This is a genomic window from Paenibacillus ginsengarvi (genome assembly GCF_003626695.1).
In the GTDB taxonomy this organism is placed as follows: domain Bacteria; phylum Bacillota; class Bacilli; order Paenibacillales; family NBRC-103111; genus Paenibacillus_AB; species Paenibacillus_AB ginsengarvi.
The window spans coordinates 175,335-195,706 of sequence record NZ_RBAH01000003.1 but is presented as its reverse complement, the minus strand read 5'-3'; the positions used below and the strand labels follow the sequence as shown (position 1 = coordinate 195,706).

18 protein-coding genes are annotated in these 20,372 nt (G+C 56.2%); 12 read left to right on the top strand and 6 right to left on the bottom strand.

Annotated elements, in window-relative coordinates; all coding sequences use genetic code 11:
• Positions 1-57: 57 nt before the first annotated feature.
• Positions 58-1,491: a sensor histidine kinase gene (locus D7M11_RS05825; RefSeq protein ID WP_193556123.1), complete on the top strand. Its 1,434-nt coding sequence runs from the start codon at positions 58-60 to the stop codon at positions 1,489-1,491.
• Positions 1,488-2,162 carry a response regulator transcription factor gene (locus D7M11_RS05820; RefSeq protein ID WP_120746219.1) on the top strand — a complete coding sequence of 225 codons (675 nt, stop codon included), beginning with the start codon at positions 1,488-1,490 and terminating at the stop codon, positions 2,160-2,162. Before D7M11_RS05825 ends, D7M11_RS05820 begins: the two co-directional genes overlap by 4 nt.
• Positions 2,163-2,174: 12 nt before the next feature.
• On the opposite strand, the gene D7M11_RS05815 is transcribed toward D7M11_RS05820, so the two are convergent.
• Entirely contained in the window at positions 2,175-2,897 is a 723-nt protein-coding gene (locus D7M11_RS05815) for a DUF6483 family protein (protein ID WP_120746218.1), read from the bottom strand.
• A 136-nt stretch (positions 2,898-3,033) separates the two neighbouring features.
• Here D7M11_RS05815 and D7M11_RS05810 point away from each other — a divergent pair, with 136 nt between their 5' ends.
• Positions 3,034-3,660 carry a DsbA family oxidoreductase gene (locus D7M11_RS05810; RefSeq protein WP_120746217.1) on the top strand — a complete coding sequence of 209 codons (627 nt, stop codon included), beginning with the start codon at positions 3,034-3,036 and terminating at the stop codon, positions 3,658-3,660.
• A 93-nt stretch (positions 3,661-3,753) separates the two neighbouring features.
• Here the strand turns inward: D7M11_RS05810 and D7M11_RS05805 are convergent, their stop codons facing one another.
• A complete protein-coding gene (locus tag D7M11_RS05805; protein ID WP_120746216.1) occupies positions 3,754-4,056 on the bottom strand; it encodes a hypothetical protein in 303 nt (100 codons plus the stop codon).
• 253 nt (positions 4,057-4,309) lie between these two features.
• On the opposite strand from D7M11_RS05805, the gene D7M11_RS05800 reads away from it, so the two are divergent.
• Complete coding sequence (locus tag D7M11_RS05800) at positions 4,310-5,170, top strand: DUF72 domain-containing protein (RefSeq protein WP_120746398.1); 861 nt, start codon at positions 4,310-4,312, stop codon at positions 5,168-5,170.
• Positions 5,171-5,271: 101 nt separating this feature from the next.
• On the opposite strand, the gene D7M11_RS05795 is transcribed toward D7M11_RS05800, so the two are convergent.
• Together D7M11_RS05795 and D7M11_RS05790 are read right to left on the bottom strand one after the other, a co-directional pair.
• The gene (locus tag D7M11_RS05795) at positions 5,272-5,457 is read right to left on the bottom strand and encodes a hypothetical protein (protein WP_120746215.1); all 186 of its coding nucleotides are present in this window, start codon (positions 5,455-5,457) and stop codon (positions 5,272-5,274) included.
• A gap of 5 nt (positions 5,458-5,462) precedes the next feature.
• Positions 5,463-6,488, bottom strand: coding sequence for a DUF4062 domain-containing protein (locus tag D7M11_RS05790; RefSeq protein WP_158606476.1), 1,026 nt, complete (start codon positions 6,486-6,488; stop codon positions 5,463-5,465).
• 177 nt (positions 6,489-6,665) lie between these two features.
• On the opposite strand from D7M11_RS05790, the gene D7M11_RS05785 reads away from it, so the two are divergent.
• The 5 genes from D7M11_RS05785 to D7M11_RS05765 all read left to right on the top strand — a co-directional run bounded on the left by D7M11_RS05785 (position 6,666) and on the right by D7M11_RS05765 (position 12,609).
• Complete coding sequence (locus tag D7M11_RS05785) at positions 6,666-6,953, top strand: hypothetical protein (protein ID WP_120746213.1); 288 nt, start codon at positions 6,666-6,668, stop codon at positions 6,951-6,953.
• 239 nt (positions 6,954-7,192) lie between these two features.
• A complete protein-coding gene (locus D7M11_RS05780) occupies positions 7,193-9,667 on the top strand; it encodes a S1C family serine protease (protein ID WP_240040970.1) in 2,475 nt (824 codons plus the stop codon).
• 102 nt (positions 9,668-9,769) lie between these two features.
• Entirely contained in the window at positions 9,770-10,039 is a 270-nt protein-coding gene (locus D7M11_RS05775; RefSeq protein WP_120746211.1) for a hypothetical protein, read from the top strand.
• Between the two features lie 17 nt (positions 10,040-10,056).
• The gene (locus D7M11_RS05770) at positions 10,057-11,049 is read left to right on the top strand and encodes an acrylyl-CoA reductase family protein (RefSeq protein ID WP_120746210.1); all 993 of its coding nucleotides are present in this window, start codon (positions 10,057-10,059) and stop codon (positions 11,047-11,049) included.
• Positions 11,050-11,148: 99 nt separating this feature from the next.
• Positions 11,149-12,609 carry an HD-GYP domain-containing protein gene (locus D7M11_RS05765; RefSeq protein WP_120746209.1) on the top strand — a complete coding sequence of 487 codons (1,461 nt, stop codon included), beginning with the start codon at positions 11,149-11,151 and terminating at the stop codon, positions 12,607-12,609.
• 30 nt (positions 12,610-12,639) lie between these two features.
• Here the strand turns inward: D7M11_RS05765 and D7M11_RS05760 are convergent, their stop codons facing one another.
• On the bottom strand, positions 12,640-13,791 hold the full coding sequence (locus D7M11_RS05760; protein WP_120746208.1) for an AI-2E family transporter: 1,152 nt from the start codon (positions 13,789-13,791) through the stop codon (positions 12,640-12,642).
• Positions 13,792-14,220: 429 nt separating this feature from the next.
• Here D7M11_RS05760 and D7M11_RS05755 point away from each other — a divergent pair, with 429 nt between their 5' ends.
• The 3 genes from D7M11_RS05755 to D7M11_RS05745 all read left to right on the top strand — a co-directional run bounded on the left by D7M11_RS05755 (position 14,221) and on the right by D7M11_RS05745 (position 19,614).
• Positions 14,221-15,528, top strand: a complete 1,308-nt coding sequence (locus tag D7M11_RS05755) for a hemolysin family protein (RefSeq protein ID WP_240040969.1) — start codon at positions 14,221-14,223, stop codon at positions 15,526-15,528.
• Positions 15,529-15,719: 191 nt separating this feature from the next.
• On the top strand, positions 15,720-17,837 hold the full coding sequence (locus D7M11_RS05750; protein WP_120746207.1) for a multicopper oxidase family protein: 2,118 nt from the start codon (positions 15,720-15,722) through the stop codon (positions 17,835-17,837).
• Between the two features lie 112 nt (positions 17,838-17,949).
• Complete coding sequence (locus D7M11_RS05745; RefSeq protein WP_120746396.1) at positions 17,950-19,614, top strand: PhoX family protein; 1,665 nt, start codon at positions 17,950-17,952, stop codon at positions 19,612-19,614.
• A gap of 86 nt (positions 19,615-19,700) precedes the next feature.
• Here D7M11_RS05745 and D7M11_RS05740 read toward each other — a convergent pair whose 3' ends face one another.
• A complete protein-coding gene (locus D7M11_RS05740) occupies positions 19,701-20,297 on the bottom strand; it encodes a hypothetical protein (RefSeq protein ID WP_193556122.1) in 597 nt (198 codons plus the stop codon).
• Between the last annotated feature and the right edge of the window lie 75 nt (positions 20,298-20,372).

The following is a 20,372-nucleotide window of genomic DNA, read 5'->3' as shown; positions in this document are numbered from 1 at the left end:
GCTCGGCTATGCCAGCACGTCTACATCCGCAGAAATAAACGCAATTCCTTACGTTTCTTGCAAGATGAGGAAGAGCTTCCGTGGTATAATACTGTCGTTATCGAGGTTATGGCGGGGGAGGAACGGGGAACGATGCTGTTTGTGCTTTTAGCGCTGTGGGGTATCGGGACTGTGCTGCTGCTAACGGACCGGCGCAAAAGCTCGATTCGCTGGCTGAGCGGGGTTGCCTTCTGCGGCGGGTCGGGAGCGCTTTCCGCTGTCATCGGCGACAGCCTGCTGCCTTATGCGACCGAACGCAATGCTGCCGAAGGGCTGCTGACGCTAATGGAGGGAGTTCGGAAACTGTCCTCGCTGACGCAATATTACGGATTGCCTTACACATTCGCCATGTTCGCCTTGAGCTACAATCCGGTGCATATAACCCCACGGCTGCGAAAAGGGATGGCGCTGGTGCTTCTGCTGCCGATCGCGGCCACGCTTGTTGCGGTGCAGCCGATCCATCCAATCCCGTACCGGCTTACGGCGTTGTGGGCGATCCCTTACGTCGTGCTGGCCTCGATCTGGATTATCGGCAAGCGCGAAAGCCACTCGTCGCTGCGGCTGAGCGACCGGCTGACCAGCCTCGCCATCGTGCCTGCGGTGCTGCTGTGCTCGGTGATGAACTATGTGCTGCCGAGTCTTGGGTTTATCGAAATGTGGCGATACAACATATGGATTATCGCGTTTGCGGTACTTATGTTTGTCGTGGCTATATTTGGCTATGGCTTCCTCGGCATCCGCTTCCTGATTCAAACCCGGAGGATGGACGTTTCGATCCGGGCCGTCACATCCGGAACGGCGGTGCTGAACCATGCGATTAAAAACGACGTCGGCAAAACGAAGCTGTTCGGCGAAAAAATACGTGCCTACGCGGAACGGACAAACCAGCCGGAGCTGGCCGCGGATATCGCCGTGGTGCTGGCGGCGACGAGGCACATTCAGGACATGATCGCCCGCGTGCAGGATCAGACGCAGGAGCTGGCGCTGCGGCCGGAATGGAACGATCCCAAGTCGATGCTGGAGTCGCTGTGCGAGCAGCTCGCCGCCGATTCGGAGCTTGTGCGCATACAGTTGGATGTGCCGGATGGGACGAAGCTGTATTGCGACCGGGCGCAGACGACGGAGATGTGGAACAACGTGCTGTCGAACGCGATCGAAGCGATGCCAGGCGGCGGGGACATTACCGTGAAGCTGTACGAGACGAAGTCAAGCACGATCGTGGAGATCAGGGATTCGGGGCCGGGTATGGACAGAAGGCTGCTCAAGCAGGTCATGGAACCGTTTTTTACGACCAAAGGGGATCGCCGGATGAACTTCGGACTCGGACTGTCTTATTGCTATCAGGTGATGCGCAAGCATGGCGGCGGGTTCGACCTGTACAGCCAGCCGGGTCGGGGAACGACGGCGGTAATGCGGTTTCCGCACAAAAGGAGAGGGGGTAAGGGCGTATGAACGAAATCCGCGTCCTGATCGTGGAGGACGATGCGGACTGGCTGAGAGGACTGAGCGCTTATTTGGGCGCTGAACCCGATATATCGGTCATCGCCTGCGCTTCGACGAGCGAAGAGGCGGAGCGGGCGATCCGCGAGCTGGAATATGACGTCGTGCTGATGGATATTATGCTGGCGGACGAGGTGGCCGGCATCGGGCTGGCCCGGCAAGTGCTGCTGAGCGGCTCGGCCAAAGTGCTGATGCTGACGTCGATGGAGCTGAAGGAGCTGATGCTCGATTCGTTCCGGGCCGGCGCGATCGATTATTTGATCAAATCCGACTTCGAAAAAATTCCCGCCGCGATACGCAGCGCCCACGCGGATTTGTCGCCGATCAGCGCAGCCGCCGCGGCGCAGATGCGGGAGGAGTTCAAGCGGCTCGCCCAGCTCGAGCAGCGGTACAAGAAGAAGGAGCTTCAGGAAAAAATAACGCCGTCCGAGCTGCAGGTGCTCGAGATGATCGACAGGGGGCTGTCGCAATCGGCGATAGCCGACAAGCTGGTCGTCTCGCTTCGGACAATCAAGGTGCATGTCGGCCATATTCTCAAAAAGCTGGGCGGAGGCAGCAGCAAGGATGCGGCCCGCAAAGCCCGTGAGATGGGGCTGTTCGACGAAGAAAAAGAGAACAGCTGACGCGCGAGAAACTTAAGACGGAGGTTGGGCCTCCGCGCCGCGATCGGCGGCCATTTTGCGGACCTCGGCCAGTCCGTCCCGCACTTCGCCGAGCGGCAAGTTCCCCGCTTCCAGCACATCCTCGGGGAGCTCAAGCAACCGCTCGTAAAACTGCAAAGCCTGCTCCACCCATTCTCCGCAAGCTTTCGCATCGTTTCCGTCCGCTGCCTCTCCGTCCGCGCATTCGTCCAGCAGCTCGAACAGCACATCCTCGGCGTCTGCGAGCCGGCCCTCCGACTCGAAATAGGGCCAGAGCAGCTGTTTCGACGAAGGGGGCAGCTCGTAGCCGGCCAGCAGGTCCAACAGCTCGCCGATTTGGCCGGATACGTCCATCCATGGGATAGCCGACTGTTCGCGGGCGGCCATCAAGGTCAGATTGAGCGCCTTGACGTTCAGCCGGTAGCTGTCGCCCGTCCTGTCCAGGATGAGGCTCAGCTCCGCCTCTTCCTTCATCAGTCCGGCGATAACGAGCAGCTTCTCGTCCGTCGCCTCCCCGCTACGGCTTAGCAGATCGGCCAGATCGCGCTCGGACAGCGCCCGGATCAAGCCCGGATTGAGGCCGAACAGCCGCTTGTACGTCTCCCCGATCAGCTCCAGCGCTTCCTGCGGCTTCAGCTCGCGCTTCAAGCCGAGCAGCGTGCCGAGCGTAATGGAAAATTGCTCGATCATTCGCACTATATAATCGTTTCGGAACATGGACTTCCTCCTTATAGGTGCTTTATATCCTATTACGTTTAACTATACCATACGTTTCCCCAAGGTCCGATTTCGGGTAAACTGATAGCAAGAGCCCGGCCATAAACGGGCTGAACGACAGGAGGCGAAGGCCAAGGTGATCATCGATATATTCCAGGACAACGTATGCCCGTGGTGCCGGATCGGCAAGGCGAATTTGTTCCGGGCGCTTGCGGAGCGCGGAGGAGAGACGCCGCAGATCCGCTGGCGGGCCTATATGCTCGACCCGACCGTACCGAAGGAAGGGCTGCCCTTCATGAGCACGATGCGGCAAAAGTACGGACCGCAGTTTTCCAAGGAAGGCATGCTCGGCCGCGTAGTCGAGGCGGGCGCGGCAGTCGGTTTGGGGTTTGATTTCGACAAGGTCGAATATATGCCGAACACCCGGCTCAGCCACGAGCTGATCGCGCTCGTCCCGGACGAGTCCAAGGCGGGACTGGTCGAGGCGTTTCACCGCGCCTATTTTGAGCAGGGCCGCAATATTGGAGACCGGGCGGTGCTGCTGGAGATCGCGGCCGAAGCCGGACTTCCGTCCGCAGAGCTAGGCTCCCGACTGGACCTGGGCGAGGGAAGCGCACAGGTGGAGGAAGACCTCTCGATGGCGAGGCGCATCGGTATTACCGGCGTGCCGTTTTTCATAATCGGCAACAAGTACGCGCTGTCCGGGGCGCAGCCGCCGGAGGCGTTTCTGAAAGTGTTCCGTCGTCTGGAGGAAGAGGCGTAAGCGCTGGTTGGGCACTCTCGGGCACAAAGAAGAGCCATGCGCGAGCAAGTCGGCATGGCTTTTCTTCGTCGGTATTCGATCAATCGGTTCAGGCTATAGGGAAAGCGGAACTTTGCCGTATTCGTCCAGAAGCCGGCCGGCACGCTCCAGATCGTTCTTATGCACATTCAGTTTAACGGTAGAACGGCTTCTAACGGACGGGTCGGCGATTCCCATTCCTGCCGCGGCTTCCGATCGGAGCTGGCATCTGATGTCATTCGACTTCAAGTAAGCATACTTCGCCTCGATGTCTTCCGCGTTATCCCCGCTTCCGACAAGCAGCGTCTTCCACATTTGGCCTCTCATTACGAACCATGCAATGAGCAGCACGGCCAACAGCATAATCATCCATCCCACGATCCAACACCACCTTCAATAGAATTGTCGGTACTGAGGTCTTTGGCTAACGATTACGGGTTGTAGGTATAGGATTCGAAGGACGATTTCTTTTTAAGAGGGTATTTTAATATTTTTTTAGAAAATTTAGATAATTCGAACGACGACGTCTTGTGAAGCATTGGTATCGATCGAGGAAAGCAGGCCTATTGCGAACCGAACGGCGTGCTGTGATACAATGGGTGGGAACACTATGTATTTCGGAGGAAAGGCTATGATCAGGATCGGACTTGCAGGCTGGGGCGACCATGAGGCGTTGTATCCGCCGGGGACCGGGGCGTCCGATAAGCTGCGGGTGTACGGCAAAACGTTTCCGGTGGTGGAAGTGGACAGCTCGTTTTATGCCATCCAGCCGCAGCGCAATTTTGTAAAATGGGCGCAGGAGACGCCGGAAACGTTCGGTTTCGTGGTTAAGGCGTACCAGGGGATGACCGGCCATCAGCGGGGAAAACCGGCGTCCGAATCGCCGGAAGCCACGTTTGCGGCCTTTAGCGAATCGATTCGGCCGCTTACCCATGCGGGCAAGCTGAAGGCGGTGCTGTTTCAATATCCGCCTTGGTTCGACTGCTCGCGGAAGCATGTGGACGAGCTGCGGCAGGCGAAGGAATGGATGGGCGACGTGCCGCTCGCGCTGGAATTCCGGCACCAGAGCTGGTTTGAGCCGGAGATGCGCGAGAAGACGCTTGCCTTTATGCGCCGCGAAGGATGGGCGCATAGCGTCTGCGACGAACCTCAAGCGGGGGCGGGCTCGGTTCCGACAGTAGCCGTCGCCACGCATCCGGAGCTGACGATTGTCCGGTTTCACGGCCGCAACGCGGAAGGCTGGAACAGCGGCGGGCAGCCGAACTGGCGGGATGTGCGCTATTTGTACCGGTACAGCCGCGACGAGCTGGCGGAATGGCTCGGCCGACTCGCACAACTGAGCGAGCAGTCGAAGGAGGTATGCGTCATTTTCAACAACAACTCCGGCGGGGATGCGGCTGAGAACGCGCTCGATCTGGCCGGGATGCTCGGTCTCGGCTACCCGAGACTGCCGGAGCCTCCAGTGCAGCTCGATTTGTTCGGCGGGATGTAGATTTGGTACCCCGACACGGCTGGCGTATGCGAAAACAAACAGCCTCTCCGGCGGGAGAGGCTTTGTTCATGCGTTGCCGTCGCCTCGCGGGAGGCGGGCGGTCATGCTTTTAATTTGGCGAAAGCGTCCCGCGGATGGAGGAAGATGGTCGGGATCGAAGCTACTTTGCGAAACACGACGTCGCCCTTGAGCACCGACGGGCCGTTCGTATACAGCGTATCGGACTCCTTTTCGGTTTTACGCGGGACTATCGCTTCGTTTGCCTTGCCGCTGCTGCGTTTGGCCATCGTCCTCACACCCTTTCCAGAAATAAGGCCAAGATGCCGAACAGCACCTGGTTATTGTTTGTAATCTCGTCGAGCACGATCCGGGAATGAAACTTGCCCCGGCTTTGCTTCTCCAGGAAGCAGTGCAGCGTGACGATGAACTGCTTCGAAATCGGAACACAACTAATATATTCACGGAACCCGAGTTTCTCTACTTCAAATAATTCCGTTTTTCCGCTTAAATACGTTTGCGATACGTAGCTGGTCGCGTCGGTTACCTGAAACGACTCGCGTCCGCCCACATTGCCTGCGCTGCCGAGCTTGACGAGACGCTGCCCGTCGGCCGACAGTCGGTACAGCGTAGCTCCGGTCACTTGACTGAGCTGAATCTGCACCAGATGATTGCGGATTTCCCCGGTTTGCAGCTCCTGAATGAACACCGCCAAAATGCGGGCATAGTCGGGAGACGCGTGCGTGCTGTTCTCGAGCAGTGAGACGAACAACCGGTTCGCGCTCTCATGCACCCTGCTTGTCCTTATTATATCATGAACTTCCAGCGGATTCAGTCCGGTACGCACATAATTTTTGAGTAAAACCGACAATTGCGCCCGGATGTAGGCGAAAGCGTCTTCCGAATGATCGAACGGCTTAACGTTGCGGGCGAAATTGCTCGCAACCTCCTCGATGAACTGTTTCAAAGGAGACTCCAGCGAAGCCGAGTTGTCTTGGTACAAAATCCAGATCCGGTTCAGCACCATGACGAGTACCGGCTTGCCTGTCGCGAGCGCGTGCCGGTATTCCGCATGCGTAATGCTGATGCCCCATTCCGGCACGATGCTGCCGTATCGTTCCCCGATGACGAGCAAATACACGTCCGACTTCTCGATTTCCTCCATGCAGCTGTCGACGATGTTGCCGGTTCCGGTAAAGTTGAATTCGATCGATTCGGAGACGACCGCGTGATGACCAAGCTGCGATTCGATTTGTCCGGCCAGACTCGAACGGACAAACGCGAGATCGCGGATGGTCGAACTTATAAAGACGCGCAGCACAGGCAATCCCTCCCAGATAAATTGGTATTTGACGAACAGGTGGAATTTTCCTGCACGTTAGCCGCCCGCGCATAAAAATGAGTCCTTATTCTCATAGTAAAACGTGAACCGCGATGCCGCAGGCGGCTGCAGGTCACGCGGCAAAGGCTTACCCACTCAAGAAGGAGGGCGCGCACAATGAAGTACGATTCCAGTTTGCAATCGCAAAACCCGATCTCTCAGGCTCAAAATTCGGTGGAGCACGCGCACGAAGCCGTTACCCAGGCGCAGTCTCATCCGTCGGAGCAAACGATCTCGCAAGCGGAGCAGTCGGTCGCCAAAGCGGAGCGGGCTGTCGACCAAGCCGGCCTAAGCCACAACGAAACGGCCGTGGAGCTGGCCGAAGAGATGCTGGCGGAGGAGAAGCAGGAGCTGGCGGAGCTGAAGCAAAGCGGCCAGGCCTACCACCAGCCGAACAATACGTGATGAACGATTGCGGCTGAAGCGCTTGGGCACGCCGCGCAGAGCAGGGATAGGTCTGGAAGTCCGGAACGAATCTGTTCCCGGGCTTTTTGCTTTGCCGTTTTCATCCATTCCATAACTCCTTCGAGAGAGGCCGATTGGTATTGCTTCCTCTCATTCCCATATGATAGATTCAAGAAGAATGACAGAATCCGAGGACCGGGCAGCTGGTTCCATCGTATATGGGGAGAGGGAGCAGATTCATGAAAAGGGGAACGATACCGGGCAAGATGCTCGCGCTGCTGCTTGCGGCAGCCCTGATCGGGGCGTTCGGCTGGGCGGCTCCGGCACGGGCGGCCGCTGCTGGCTCAGGGGAAATTTCCGACGTCGTCAAGCAGGTTACGGCATCGGTCGTCGCGATCATCGGGAAGCCTGCGGAGGACGCAGGCAAGCCATCGAACCGGTTTGATTTGGCGCACGGCACCGGGGTTGTCGTCCGAGCGGACGGCTACATCATTACGAATGCTCATGTCGTCAAAAATATGAGCAATATTGTAGTCGTCACATCGGACGGGACCTCTTACCCGGGGAAGACAACGCATTATGACGAGGAAAGCGATCTGGCGCTCGTCAAAATCGAGGCTGCCGGCCTGAAGGCGGCCGAGTTCGCCAAGCCGAGCGATGTGCTGGTCGGCGAAACGGTGATGGCGATCGGTACGCCGATTTCGTTCGCGCTGCGCAATTCGGTCACGGTGGGCATCATAAGCGGTCTGGAGCGGGCGGTGCAATCGAAGTACCAGCTGCTGCAAACGGACGCGGCAATCAATCCGGGCAACAGCGGCGGAGCGCTCGTCAACCGGAAGGGGCAAGTCGTCGGCATCAATACGATGAAGTTTGTCGACAGCTCGATCGACAGTCTGGGGTTTGCGATCCCGGTCGATACGGTGCAGTACGTGCTCCATCATTTTTTTACATACGGCAAAGTGATGCGCCCTTACCTCGGCGTGGAGCTTGAAGAGAGCTGGGAAGCAGTAGTCGGGCTGCCCACAGAGGAAGAGCTGCGGGTAGCCTACGTCGATCCCGATTCGCCGGCGGCGGTTGCCGGCATCAAGCAGGGGGATACGCTGCTGAAGTTCGATCAGGCCAGCGTAAAGACGACGATCCAGTTCAATGAGCTGATGAAAAACTATTTGCCCAAGCAGTCGGTCCAAATTACGCTGAAATCCGGCGGCCAGACCGTTACGCGCAAGGTCGTGCTCGGTGAGGAGGAAGGCTCAGGCGAAGGCTGGGTGAAAACATCGGACGGCTCCTATATCGACTCCGACCGGGGCAAGACGCGGATCGGTGACAGCCATTTCGGCTGGTCGCTCAAATACCCGGCCGGGCTCATCAAGGCGCGGCAGTCGGACGAGGGCAATACGGTTCTGTTTGCCGATTCCAAGAGCGAGTTCGCTCTGAGCGTGTCTGTGGAGGAGCGGATGAGCGAGGATTTGTCTCCGGTCGGCTTGATCCGCAAGGCGGTGGAGCGGTCCGGCGACATTTTGCTGGAAAAGCGTTATGTCGAGCAGGGGGATTCTTCTTACGCCAAAGTCGTCGGCAAGACGACAGAAGGCTCGTACTACCAGACCCGCGCTTTCCTGAAGGGCGATAAAGTGTATTATTTACTGCTGTACGTGCAAAATGAAGAGAACTACAAAAACAGCTTCAAGCATAATATGTATGCTGATCTGCTGGACAGCTTCCGGCTGACGTTCGATACGAAGGACGAGGCGCTGAAGGACATCTCCATCTATAAAGAAGGAGACGTGCCTTATACGAACGAATACGGCTTGACGCTTGAGCTTCCAGCTGATTGGACCGAATCCGAATATGCCGATCTGCCGACCTACTTAAATAAGGACGAGACGGTGCAGGTAACCGTAAAGGTTACGTCCGCTTCTTCGGGCGATACGCTGGATGCTTGGACCGAGCGGGAACAAAAGCAGTTCGAGGACCAATATGTGGAGAGCAGCCGCGAGGCAGGCTCGTGGCACGAGCTGGAGCTGGCAGGGGGCATTCCGGCGAAGCAGGCCAGGTTCGGCGCGTACCAGGGCGAGGCGTGGGAATACCTTCACTCGATCTATTTCATCAAGGATAAGTATAAGTACGAGATTGCCGTCTCGTACGACGAGAAAAACGAGGGAGACGAGATGCAGAGCTTCCTGCGTAAGCTCGTCAAGTCGCTGTCGCTATCCAAAGAGGCGATGAACTCGAGCCTGGGCGTCATTCAGGACGAAAGCGAGCTGCTCGATCCGAACCGGAAGTTAACCGTGCGCAATGCCAAATACAAATACTCGGTGCAAGTACCGGAGACGTGGGAGTATTTGTCCGGCTACTTCGCCAAGGAGGATCGCCCCGAGGCCACCTTCCTGTTTACCGGGGGCAAATTCCAGATCAGCGCCGACGATCGCGGCCGCTTTGACGACGTGGTCAAAAATCTCGAACAATCGTACAAAAAAAGCTCGGAAAACGATCCGTTGTTCCTCTACGAGTCGATGGACGAAACGATATTCGATATGCCGGGCAAAGCGTTCCAAGTGACGTACAAGAAGAAAAAGGACCCGTACGAAGAGAGGGTTTATGTGTTTGCCAAAGGCAATATCGTTTACACAGTTACGATGCGGCTCGAGGATGCCTCCCATACGGAGAGCAACGCAAGCAGGCTGGAGCAGGCGTTCCGTTCGATTACGTTCGACTGAACTCTGCTTGTATAAGGAGGGGAACCGGAGCGGCGGCTTCGGGACCCCTGTTTTTGTTCACATTGCAGCATACTTTATTCCTAACATGGAGGAGAACAAACGATGGATTGGACGATTATGAGCGCCGCAATGACCCACAGCAAGGAAGCAGGTTATTCGGGACAGGTTGGATTTACGCTGGAGGGGCATCAGTCGGCCTATGAGGTCACGCTGCACAGCAAGAATGGCAGAGATTGGGATTACAGTCTAAGCTTCACCAAGGAATCGGGCCGCGAAGCGGACATTGAGAAAGCGGAGCTGCGGCTGGAGCAGGACGACGACTTCTTCGACGCGCTGATCGATGCGGCGACCGCTTCCCTGGAAACCAAATAACGGGAGGAGTACAGAGGATGAAATCGTTTCGCGCGTTGTTCGTGGACAAGGAGGGGGATCGCTGCTTCACGCAGGTCCGGACCATTACGGAAAAAATGCTGCCGCAGGACGAAGTGACAATCCGAGTAGCGTATTCCGGCGTTAACTATAAGGACGGGCTGGCCGTCAGGCCGGATGGAAAAATCGTCTCCCGTTACCCGTTCATCCCCGGCATCGATCTGTCCGGCACTGTCGTACGCTCCCGAGATGAACGATTCCGCGAAGGCGACCGAGTGCTTGTGACGGGCTACGGCCTCGGCGTTTCGCACGAAGGCGGCTACAGCGAGCTGGCGTGTGTGCCCGGGGATTGGGTCGTGCCGCTGCCGGAAGGGCTTAGCCTGCGGGAGGCGATGATTGTTGGGACGGCCGGCTTTACGGCGGCGCTTTCGATCGAGCGGCTGCAGGCTCACGGCGTGCTGCCGGGAAGTGGGCCCGTAGCGGTAGCCGGGGCGACAGGCGGCGTTGGCAGCATGGCGGTGGCGCTGCTGGCTTCGCTCGGCTACGAAGTTGCCGCTGGGAGCGGCAAGCCTGCCGCTGCCGCCTATTTGCGCGAGCTGGGCGCTGCCAGCGTGCTGAGCCGGGAGGAGCTCGCCGGCGACGCGCAGAGGCCCCTGCAAAAGGAGCGCTGGGCGGGCGCCGTCGACCCGGTAGGCGGTGCGGGGCTCGCCGGCATGCTGGGCGCTGTGCGCTACGGCGGCGCGGTTGCGGTCAGCGGCATGGCCGGCGGCGCGAGCTTTGCGGCATCCGTATTCCCGTTTATTTTGCGAGGCGTTAGCTTGATCGGCATCGATTCGGTGCAGTGCCCGCACGACATGCGAGTTCGCATCTGGGAGCGGCTATCACGCGAGTGGAGGCCTGCCGGCGGGTACGAGAAGCTGGTCGCTGCCGAAGTAGGCCTGGATAGGGTGGAGGAGCCGCTTGCGGCTATTTTGCGAGGCGAACTCCAGGGGCGCGTGCTGGTGAAAATGTAACAACTTTCATGGGTTTGAGGCGCTGCGCCACTAGCCATATTGCCCGAAGGGTGTGTTAAAATAGGTATATGTATCCAGAACGGATAAGGGGATAGACCTATGAAATTCCATGCTTTCGCCGGACCCTTGCTTGCCGCAGCCATTCCGCTGCTGCTCTTCGAGCTTATGACCTCATGGTCGTCGATGGACACGATGCTCCGCCATCCGAGCGGTCATTTCTACATCGTCAGCTCGGTTGCTGCGCTCTCTACGGTGATTGCAATCCTGGCAGGCGTAGCCGGGAGCCGGCTGCGCAATATCGAGGTCAGCTGTTTGTCGCTGGCCTTCATATCGCTGGCCGAAATGTTTGCCGTGCACGGCTTCTCCACGCCGGGCTTCGTGATGGGGCCCTCTTCTTTAACGGGCATAGCCGCGCAGCTAAGCGTATTTCTCGCCGCTGTCTGGCTGGCGCTGTCATCGCTGTCATCCGACCATCCGCTCGTGCTGAGCCTATCTCGCTGGAAAAACTCGCTTGTGCCGATCTGGACGGTCTCGCTCGGTTTGTTCGCTCTCGTCGGCATCGTATTTCCGAGCATAGTCGACATTGTGCCGTGGAATCGCAATCCGATCAAGTCGGTTGTGGTTGTCATTACGATGGGGCTTCATTTTTTTACGATGTACCGTTACTACCAGTCGTACCGGTATTCCCGTTTCCCGCTTCAACTGTCGATCGTGTACAGCTGCGCTTTGCAAATAGCGGCCCAAGTCATCATGGTGTCCGGCAAAACGTGGATGCTTAGCTGGTGGATCTACCACTACCTGCTGCTCATATCGATGCTTGTCATGCTGATCGGCCTTATTATGCAGTACGCCTCCAATAAATCGATCGTCGGAGCGCTTAAGGCGCTGTTTACGCGGGACCCGATCGAACGGATTACGAATAGCATTTCGCCCAGCGTGAAAGCGCTCATACTCGCTACGGAGACGAAGGATCCTTATACGGCCGGGCACAATTTCCGCGTTACGATGTATGCGCTCCGTCTGGCAGAGGAGCTGCAAGCGACTCCCGAGCAGCTGCGCGCTCTGGCGCAAGGGGCAATCGTTCACGATGTCGGCAAAATCAACGTGCCGGACTCGATCTTAAACAAGCCGGGCAAACTGACCGACGAAGAACGCCTCGTTATCGAGCAGCATCCGGTCAAAGGCTACGAATTGTGCCGGAGTCTCGGCTTTATGAAGGAGGAGCTGGACATTATCCGTTCCCACCATGAGCGTTGGGACGGTAGCGGTTATCCCGACCGGCTGCAAGGGGAACGGATTCCGCGGCTTGCCCGCATCGTCGCGGTAGCGGATGTGTATGACGCGCTTACGTCGAACCGTTCGTACCGGCAGGCGCGCTCGCATAGCGAAGCGCTGGCTTTTTTACAGGAACAGAAAGGGAAACACTTCGATCCGGTCTGCGTAGACGCCTGGGTTCGTTTGTGCGAAAGAGATCCGCAGGCGTATCAGTATCCGGCCGCTATGATTCGCGAGGGCGGGATGCCGGCGGCTGCGGCCGCGACCGGCGGTGCGGCGGTATAAGCGGCCTGGGTCTGCGCAGGGGGACTTAATTTACTCCTTGGGGGACACTGGCGTCTCGTATAGACGGGATCGCTTCCGCAGCCACTCGAACAGATGGACCACGATTACCTTGAGAACGGCGTAGCCGGGGATGGCCAGAATGATGCCGACGATGCCGAACAGCTTCCCTGCCGTCAAGATAACGAACAGGATCGTGATCGGGTGAATATGCAAATTTTTGCCCATGATTTGCGGCGAGATGAACTTCCCCTCAACCAACTGCACGATCGTCCAGACGATGACCATCTTCAGCAGCATGATCGGCGAAGTGACGATGGCGATTATAAGCGCCGGCGTAATCGCGATGACCGGGCCGAGGTACGGTACAACGCTTGTGCATGCCGCGAATATGGCGAGCACAAGGGAATAATCGAGTCCGATGACGAGGTAGCCGATGTAGAGCAGCATGCCGATGCAGAAGCTGACGATAATTTGACCGCGTATGTAGGAGCTGATCTGGCGGTTCATTTCCGACATGACTTCAAGCGACTGTTCGCGGAGGCGGGTAGGGATGAATTTGGCGATATAGTGGGGCAGCCGCCGTCCGTCTCGCAGCAAATAAAACAAAATAAGCGGCACTATAACGACCGATAAAACGATTTCCGTAACGGCTCCGACGAACGCTCCTATGCTGGTCCAGGCGTTGCTGAGCCAATTGGATAGCTGGCCGAACAGCTTTTGCACATAATCGGCAGGCTCGAAGCTGAACGTTTGCTGCAGCCTTTCGAACAAGCCGCTGCCGACGATTTCCGCTAACTGCTGCTCTACCTGCTTGCTGTATCTCGGGAAATTTTCGAGCAGGCTTTCGATTTGGGCTCGTATAAACGGTACAACGATTGTGATGAGCAGAGCGATCAAGCCCGCGATCAGCATATACAGCAAGGCGATGGAAGCGGAACGGCGCATCCCCTTTCGTTCCAGCCAATCGACGATCGGATTGAGCAAATAATAAACGACGCCGGTTAGCAGAACGGGCAGGAAGACGGTCTTGACCAGTGCGATAACCGGCAGAAATATATAGGATACCGTAGAAAAGACGCGAATGTTGAGACCGATCAGCAGCAAAACGAGCAAACTTAACACGAATCGGTTGTTGAGCACATATTGCTTGAATCGCTCCGTCCATATGGCTGGCTGGTTCATGTCGTTAGTGGCCTCCATCCTGCTCTGACTATTGTTGGACCTGCTTGTGGCTGGTTCTATAAGCTTTTCTGATTTACGGCCCGCAGCTTTGACGTAGAAATAGCTACAGCTTGGAAACGGCGACCGAGCACTCATTGCCGCCGCTCTGGCTCAGCGGCAGGCCCGCGTTATAACAAAGCAAGCTTGAGGAATATAAGCAAAAACGAATAAAGGTTAAATAATAAACTGTTTTCGGCGAATTATCTGAATTTTTGTTCGGATATGACTTAATAAGACCCCGTGCGGACTTTGATCTTTACTGATGTTTCTATATAATGAATAGTATAATGGTTCTACTTAACCTATTGGGAGGTGAACCTGTCCGTCTTAAGAAGGCGGGTAGGAGCTTATTTGGAAGGTGACCCTGGTCCGATAATCCTTAATTTGTCCTTGGCGTTAGTTTTGGTGCTTCTGAACGGTTTTTTTGTGGCTGTAGAATTTGCCATGGTGAAAGCGAGAAGCAGCCGTATCGATGCTTTGGCCCTGGAAGGGAATATTAGGGCGAAATTCGCAAGCCGGATTCTTGGCAATATGAACGCTTATTTATCCGCTTGCCAGTTAGGAATTACGCTGACGTCACTAGTGCTCGGATGGCTCGGGGAACCCACGATCGCCAGAATTATCGAGCCGCTGTTAACGAAGGTCGGCATGCCGCAAAGTTTCATTCATATTATTGCCTTTATTATCGGTTTTACTATCGTTACCGCCTTTCACATTACGATCGGCGAACAAGTGCCGAAAACGTACGCCATTCGGAAATCCGAAGCGGTGACGTTATGGTCGGCCATTCCGATGATGGTTTTTTTCAAAATCATGTACCCGTTCATCTGGGTACTGAACGGCGCGTCCAACTGGATGCTCCGCAAATCCGGCGTGGAGCCGGAGGCCGAGCATGACGCCGTGCATACGGAGGAAGAAATCCGTCTGCTTGTAAAAGAAAGCCACAAAAGCGGCTTGATCGACAACACGGAGCTGACGCTTGTCGATAACGTCTTCGAATTTACCGAAACCGTGGCGCGCGAAATCATGATTCCCCGCACGGAGCTGGCATGTTTGTATGCCGATCGTACGTTCGAAGAAAACATGGAAATCGCGACAACGGAGATGCGTACGCGTTATCCGGTATGCGACCCGGACAAAGACAACATTATCGGCTTCATTCACATTAAGGACTTGTTCAAATCGCGGGAAGGCATCGACAACATCCGTTCGATCATTCGCCCGATTATGAGCATCCCGGAATCGATGCCGATTAGTGCGCTGCTGAAGATGATGCAGAAGAAACGTACCGAGGTGGCTCTGCTCATCGACGAATACGGCGGCACGTCGGGACTTGTGACGATGGAAGACATTCTGGAAGAGCTGGTCGGGGAAATTCACGACGAGTTTGACGACGAAGAGCGGTCCACCATCGAGAAAAAAGACGAATATACTCATTCCGTAGACGGTCTTCTCCATATTGAAGAGTTCAACGACTACTTCGGGCTGGATATCGAAACGGATGATTACGATACGATTGGCGGCTGGGTGTACTCGCAAGTGGAAATCCCGCCGAAGAAAAACCAGAAAGTATACTTTAAGGAATACGAGCTGACCGTAGACGAGGTCGACCATATGCGGGTTTCCCGTCTGGTCGTGCGCAGAATGGCCGAGAATAGCGAAGGCGAAAACAGCGCGGTTATGCCCGTAGTATCTTAATCTAAATGTTGCTGAAGAAGCGGCTCATGCCAAGGTGCATAGGGCCGCTTCTTATTTGTGTTTAGACCAGTCACAGCCGGAAAGGCATCCCCGACCGAAGACTGGCGGCCATCCATCCTTGCGACCGTGTCGGCGGCCTTCTGCACGGGTGTACAATGTAGACGCCAAGTAAGGTTCGAGGAGGATCTAGCATGTATAGTATTGTCGTTATAACGGAGTATGCAGCGGTGTTTGTGCTGCTGCTTGTCTCTTGGCTGGCGGGAGCCAAGGCATCCAAACTACTATTCAGCAAATCCGTCAAGCAGATGCGCCGGGGAGCCCGCGGTCTGCTGATCTGGTTGGGAGCCGTAATGCTGAGCGCCGGAGCGGTCATTGGCCTGAGCGCGTATATGGCGGTTACGTATGACCCGCTATTTTGGCTGGACCGGGTATTGCTGCACAGTCAGCTTACAGCCGTTCCGCTGTTATTGCTTTTTATTGTTTCTTTGCCGAAGCTGATTCGGCTCTGCATAGCCGTTAAGGGGGGCGGGGAGGAACCGGCCGGTCCCGAGCTGCTAGTGCAGGCCGCTCAGCCCGGGCTGATCGTGCCGTTTCACATGTCCGCGCTTGGGGCGCTGACCACGTTTTATTTTGCCTTAGTGCCGCCGATACCGTTCGAAATGCTGCCGATTGCGATTCCGGTCGCCATGTTCGTGCTGCTGTCGGCCTTGTTATGGTGGCTTCACGCTCGCCGCTTGCATAAGGCAGGGCGTCAGGGCGCTTCGTTCTGGACGCGTTATTGGGCGGTTCGCGTGCTCCGCAACCTGGCGGTTTTGGCCGTTTGTGCGCTCGTAGCATGGCCGCTCGGTCAAATGGCGCTCAGCAGCAGCCATCTGCCGGACGAAATGGATATGATGGCGGGCGAGCCCGACTATGGCAGAGGAGCGATTCCCTCAGGCGGAGCGCACGCCGGCCATGCCGGTCACGGCGGTGTTCAGACGGCCTTTTCGCCCAGCAGCGCCGCCATACCGGTCACCGCTCTGAGCGGCCCCCGATTCGGCGAGCCGGATCGGCGGTACACGCTGACCGCGGAAAAAAAGGAGGTGCGGCTCGCTTCCGGCAAAACGGTGCAAGCCTGGACGTATAACGGGCAAATACCGGGACCCGAGCTGCGGATGAAAGAAGGCGAGCTCGTCGAGGTTACGCTCAAAAATGAAAATATCGACGGCGGCGTCACGATTCATTGGCATGGGCTGGACGTTCCGAACGCGGAGGACGGCGTAGCCGGAGCGACACAAAACGCAGTTATGCCCGGAGAAACGTACACGTACCGGTTCGTGGCGGAGCAGGTAGGCACGTTCTGGTATCATTCGCATCAAAACTCGAAGGAAGCCGTCGAGAAAGGGCTGTTCGGAGCGCTTGTCGTAGAGCCGAGGCAGCCGTCCACCGCAGGAGAGAAAGACATCACAGTTATAACTCATGTATGGGAAGGCGCGGGGTTTGCAATCGGTGCGTCGGATACGCTCCAGCGTATGGCGATTGCGCCAGGAACCCCTGTACGGCTAAGGCTGATCAATACGGACAACTGGGTGCGCCAAACCTATGTGCTGACCGGCACCGAGTTTCGGGTTGCCGCCATCGACGGAACCGACTTGAACGAACCCGGCAGCCTGCGCGATACCGAGCTCGCGCTGACGACAGGTGGGCGGTACGATGTGACGTTTACGATGCCAGACGGGCCGGTTTACCTGAGCATTGGCAATCCGAAGAAGAAGCTCGGGATCTTCATGAGTTCGAACGGAGAGGGGGAATTGCCTACTTTGCCGGCCACGGTGCCCTTCGAGCCGGAAAGCTATGGGCGCCCCGCGCAGACGCCGTTTGATGCTGACAGCAAGTTCGACCGTGAGTTTACGATGATTTTGGACAACAAGCTTGGCTTTTACAACGGGGAATTCCAGTCGCTGTATACGATTAACGGAGAGGTGTTTCCGAACACGCCGATGTTTGTCGTCCGCGAGGGGGATTTGGTCAAAACCGTAATCGTCAATCGCGGATCGGTCGATCATCCGATGCATTTGCACGGTCACCATATGCTGGTGCTTTCGCGCAACGGGGAGCCCGTGACCGGAAGTCCCTGGTGGTCCGACACGCTTGACGTTTCCCCGGGGGAGACGTACGAGGTGGCGTTCCGCGCCGATAACCCCGGCATCTGGATGGATCATTGCCATAACCTGCAGCATGCGGCCGTCGGGATGACGATGCATCTGGCGTACGAAGGCGTTACGACACCGTTTGCAATCGGAAATGCGACCCATAACCATCCGGAGTGACGGAGCACGCCTTAACAACATCTTCAAATACCCGAAATATTGCGATGACACTTCTCCTGTATCGTTAACGTCATAACAATGGTGTCAGGAGGAATGTTTCGTGGGGAAGAATATGAACCGGCGTACCTTTTTATCGTTCATGGGCACGGGGGCGGCCGCGCTTGCCGCCGCTTCCGCAGGGCTCGGCATTCTCGAGGGTAAGGCATCGGCCATGTCGCCTACAGCCGATCATCTGTTCGGTTTCGAGACGAACAAAGTAAGCGGATACTTCGAGCCGATCGAACCGTCGAAGGAAGATTTGCTGCTGCTGCCCAAAGGGTACCAATACGACGTCGTAGCCGCGTTCGACGATGTCATCAACGAGGCGGGCGAGAAGTTCGGACAAGGCTCGGACTACAACGCCTTCTTCCCGATTAACGGCTCGAATACGCATGGCCTGCTCGTGAACAACCATGAATATACGAATATTTTTTCGATCGGACCGATTGCCGAGAACGGGAAATGGACACAGGAGCAGATTCAGAAGGATTTGTATTATCAAGGCATGTCCGTCATCGAGATTTACCAGGATACGGATGGCGTCTGGAAAATGGATACAAGCTCGAAGCACGCCCGCCGCATTCACGGCTCAACGCCTTTCGAGCTGACTGGACCGGCCAGAGGGAGCGCGGTCGTCGGTTATGCGACCCAAGCGAAAGGCACGTTCGCGAACTGCTCGGGCGGCGTTACGTTCTGGAAAACGGTGCTGTCCTGCGAGGAAAACTTCTCGGAAACGGCCGAACGTGCAGGCCTGCCGCTTACCCATTACGGCTGGGTCGTGGAGATCGATCCGTTCGACGGCAGCTATTTGAAGAAGCATACGGCGCTCGGACGGTTTAATCATGAGAATACGGCGATGGGTTTGACGGCGGACGGACGCATCGTCGTTTATATGGGCGACGACAAGAAGGATGCGTGCGTGTATAAGTTCGTCAGCGCAGGCAAGTATGAGGCATCCAAGGGCCGGGCCAATTCCGCGCTGCTGGAGGACGGCACATTGTATGTGGCCAATCTGAAGTCGGGCAAATGGGCGCCTGTCACGTACGAGGCGGTATCCAAGCTGCTCGCCAAATCCGACTTCAAGGCTCCGGCAGGCGTCAAAGGAACGCGCGACGAGCTGCTGGCGAGATTCGGCAGCCAGGGCGACGTTGTCACGAATTGCCATGAAGCCGCGCTGATCGTAGGCGGCACGCCGACCGACAGACCGGAGGACATCGAAATATCGCCGTTCGACAACACGGTGTTCATCAGCCATACGAACAATGATTCGCACGGCAACATCCACGGTCATATTACCCGCATTTTCGAGAAGGATAACGATCTTGGCGCCACTGAGTTCGACTTCGAAATTTTCATCGCCGGTGGGCGTCAATCGGGGTTCAGCTCGCCTGACAATTTGGCGTTCGACTCGAGCGGCAACTTGTGGGTCGTTACGGATATTTCGTCGAGCAGCCATAATAAGGGCGTGTACAAAACGTTTCAAAATAATGGATTGTTCGTCGTCCCTACCCACGGCCCGGCCAAAGCCGAAGCGCTGCAATTCGCATCGGCCCCGGTAGAGAGCGAACTGACCGGCCCGTTCTTCACGCCAGACGAGAACACGCTGTTCTTGTCGGTGCAGCATCCGGGCGAAATGACGACCGACCTGAATAAGCCGACCAGCCTGTGGCCGCACCGCCCGGGTGACCCGATCGCCCGCTGCGGCGTGGTTGCGATTCGCGGTTTCAAGCTGGGATAAGATGTGAGTGATGAATAGCAACCACGGGCCTTCCGTGGTTGCTTTTTCGCCTTATGCGGGACACCTAGATAGTAATCCAATTATGTTTATTCAGACGTATCTTTTAATCGTATAGTATGTACCTTGTTTTCAACTGTCCAAAACTCCAGAGATAGTTTATTTTTTCGATCTCTATACACTTTGACCTGGGCACCTTGATCGGAATACTGTTTACGAGGAGCCCCATAATTCTCAATCACTTTTTCAACACTATCACCTGGTCTGATACCCTTTTCAGTTGTGAATTCGCTGTCTTCGCCTTGTATAGAGATGGATGATAGGGTTCCGATTTCACTCACAACTAATCCCAGCGAATGTATGAATGTATATTTTTTTCTGTTACCTATATTTCCGATTACAACTGGCTCACCATAACGAAGAGCATATTCGGTTTGATCAAACTTGGCCCCTATTTCTAAGCCGATGATGTGCTGTTTACCTAAAGTTAAGTTTCCTCTGGTTGTAGCCAGCGAAGTTGTGAGGATAACAGCAAGGAACACAACGATAATGATACTGAAGACCCGGATTCCCATAACCTGTTTCATCGTTCCTTTCAGGTGAGTCTCAAATATCTTAAGGGTAAATTGTAAGCCACATCGACATGAATAATCAATAATTGGCTGAGGCGGGCGCTGTTCGTACACGCCCAGAAACTATGCCCTATCCTTCAAGCGGCCGTGCTGGTACAATAAATGAAAACAAAGGGAAGAGCACCAAGA

Coding starts and splice junctions, on each gene's coding strand:
- D7M11_RS05820 (WP_120746219.1), top strand. CDS start 1,488: ATGAACGAAATCCGCGTCCTGATCGTGGAGGACGATGCGGACTGGCTG.
- D7M11_RS05815 (WP_120746218.1), bottom strand. CDS start 2,897: ATGTTCCGAAACGATTATATAGTGCGAATGATCGAGCAATTTTCCATT.
- D7M11_RS05800 (WP_120746398.1), top strand. CDS start 4,310: ATGATCAGGATCGGACTTGCAGGCTGGGGCGACCATGAGGCGTTGTAT.
- D7M11_RS05795 (WP_120746215.1), bottom strand. CDS start 5,457: ATGGCCAAACGCAGCAGCGGCAAGGCAAACGAAGCGATAGTCCCGCGT.
- D7M11_RS05785 (WP_120746213.1), top strand. CDS start 6,666: ATGAAGTACGATTCCAGTTTGCAATCGCAAAACCCGATCTCTCAGGCT.
- D7M11_RS05780 (WP_240040970.1), top strand. CDS start 7,193: ATGAAAAGGGGAACGATACCGGGCAAGATGCTCGCGCTGCTGCTTGCG.
- D7M11_RS05775 (WP_120746211.1), top strand. CDS start 9,770: ATGGATTGGACGATTATGAGCGCCGCAATGACCCACAGCAAGGAAGCA.
- D7M11_RS05770 (WP_120746210.1), top strand. CDS start 10,057: ATGAAATCGTTTCGCGCGTTGTTCGTGGACAAGGAGGGGGATCGCTGC.
- D7M11_RS05765 (WP_120746209.1), top strand. CDS start 11,149: ATGAAATTCCATGCTTTCGCCGGACCCTTGCTTGCCGCAGCCATTCCG.
- D7M11_RS05760 (WP_120746208.1), bottom strand. CDS start 13,791: ATGAACCAGCCAGCCATATGGACGGAGCGATTCAAGCAATATGTGCTC.
- D7M11_RS05750 (WP_120746207.1), top strand. CDS start 15,720: ATGTATAGTATTGTCGTTATAACGGAGTATGCAGCGGTGTTTGTGCTG.
- D7M11_RS05745 (WP_120746396.1), top strand. CDS start 17,950: ATGAACCGGCGTACCTTTTTATCGTTCATGGGCACGGGGGCGGCCGCG.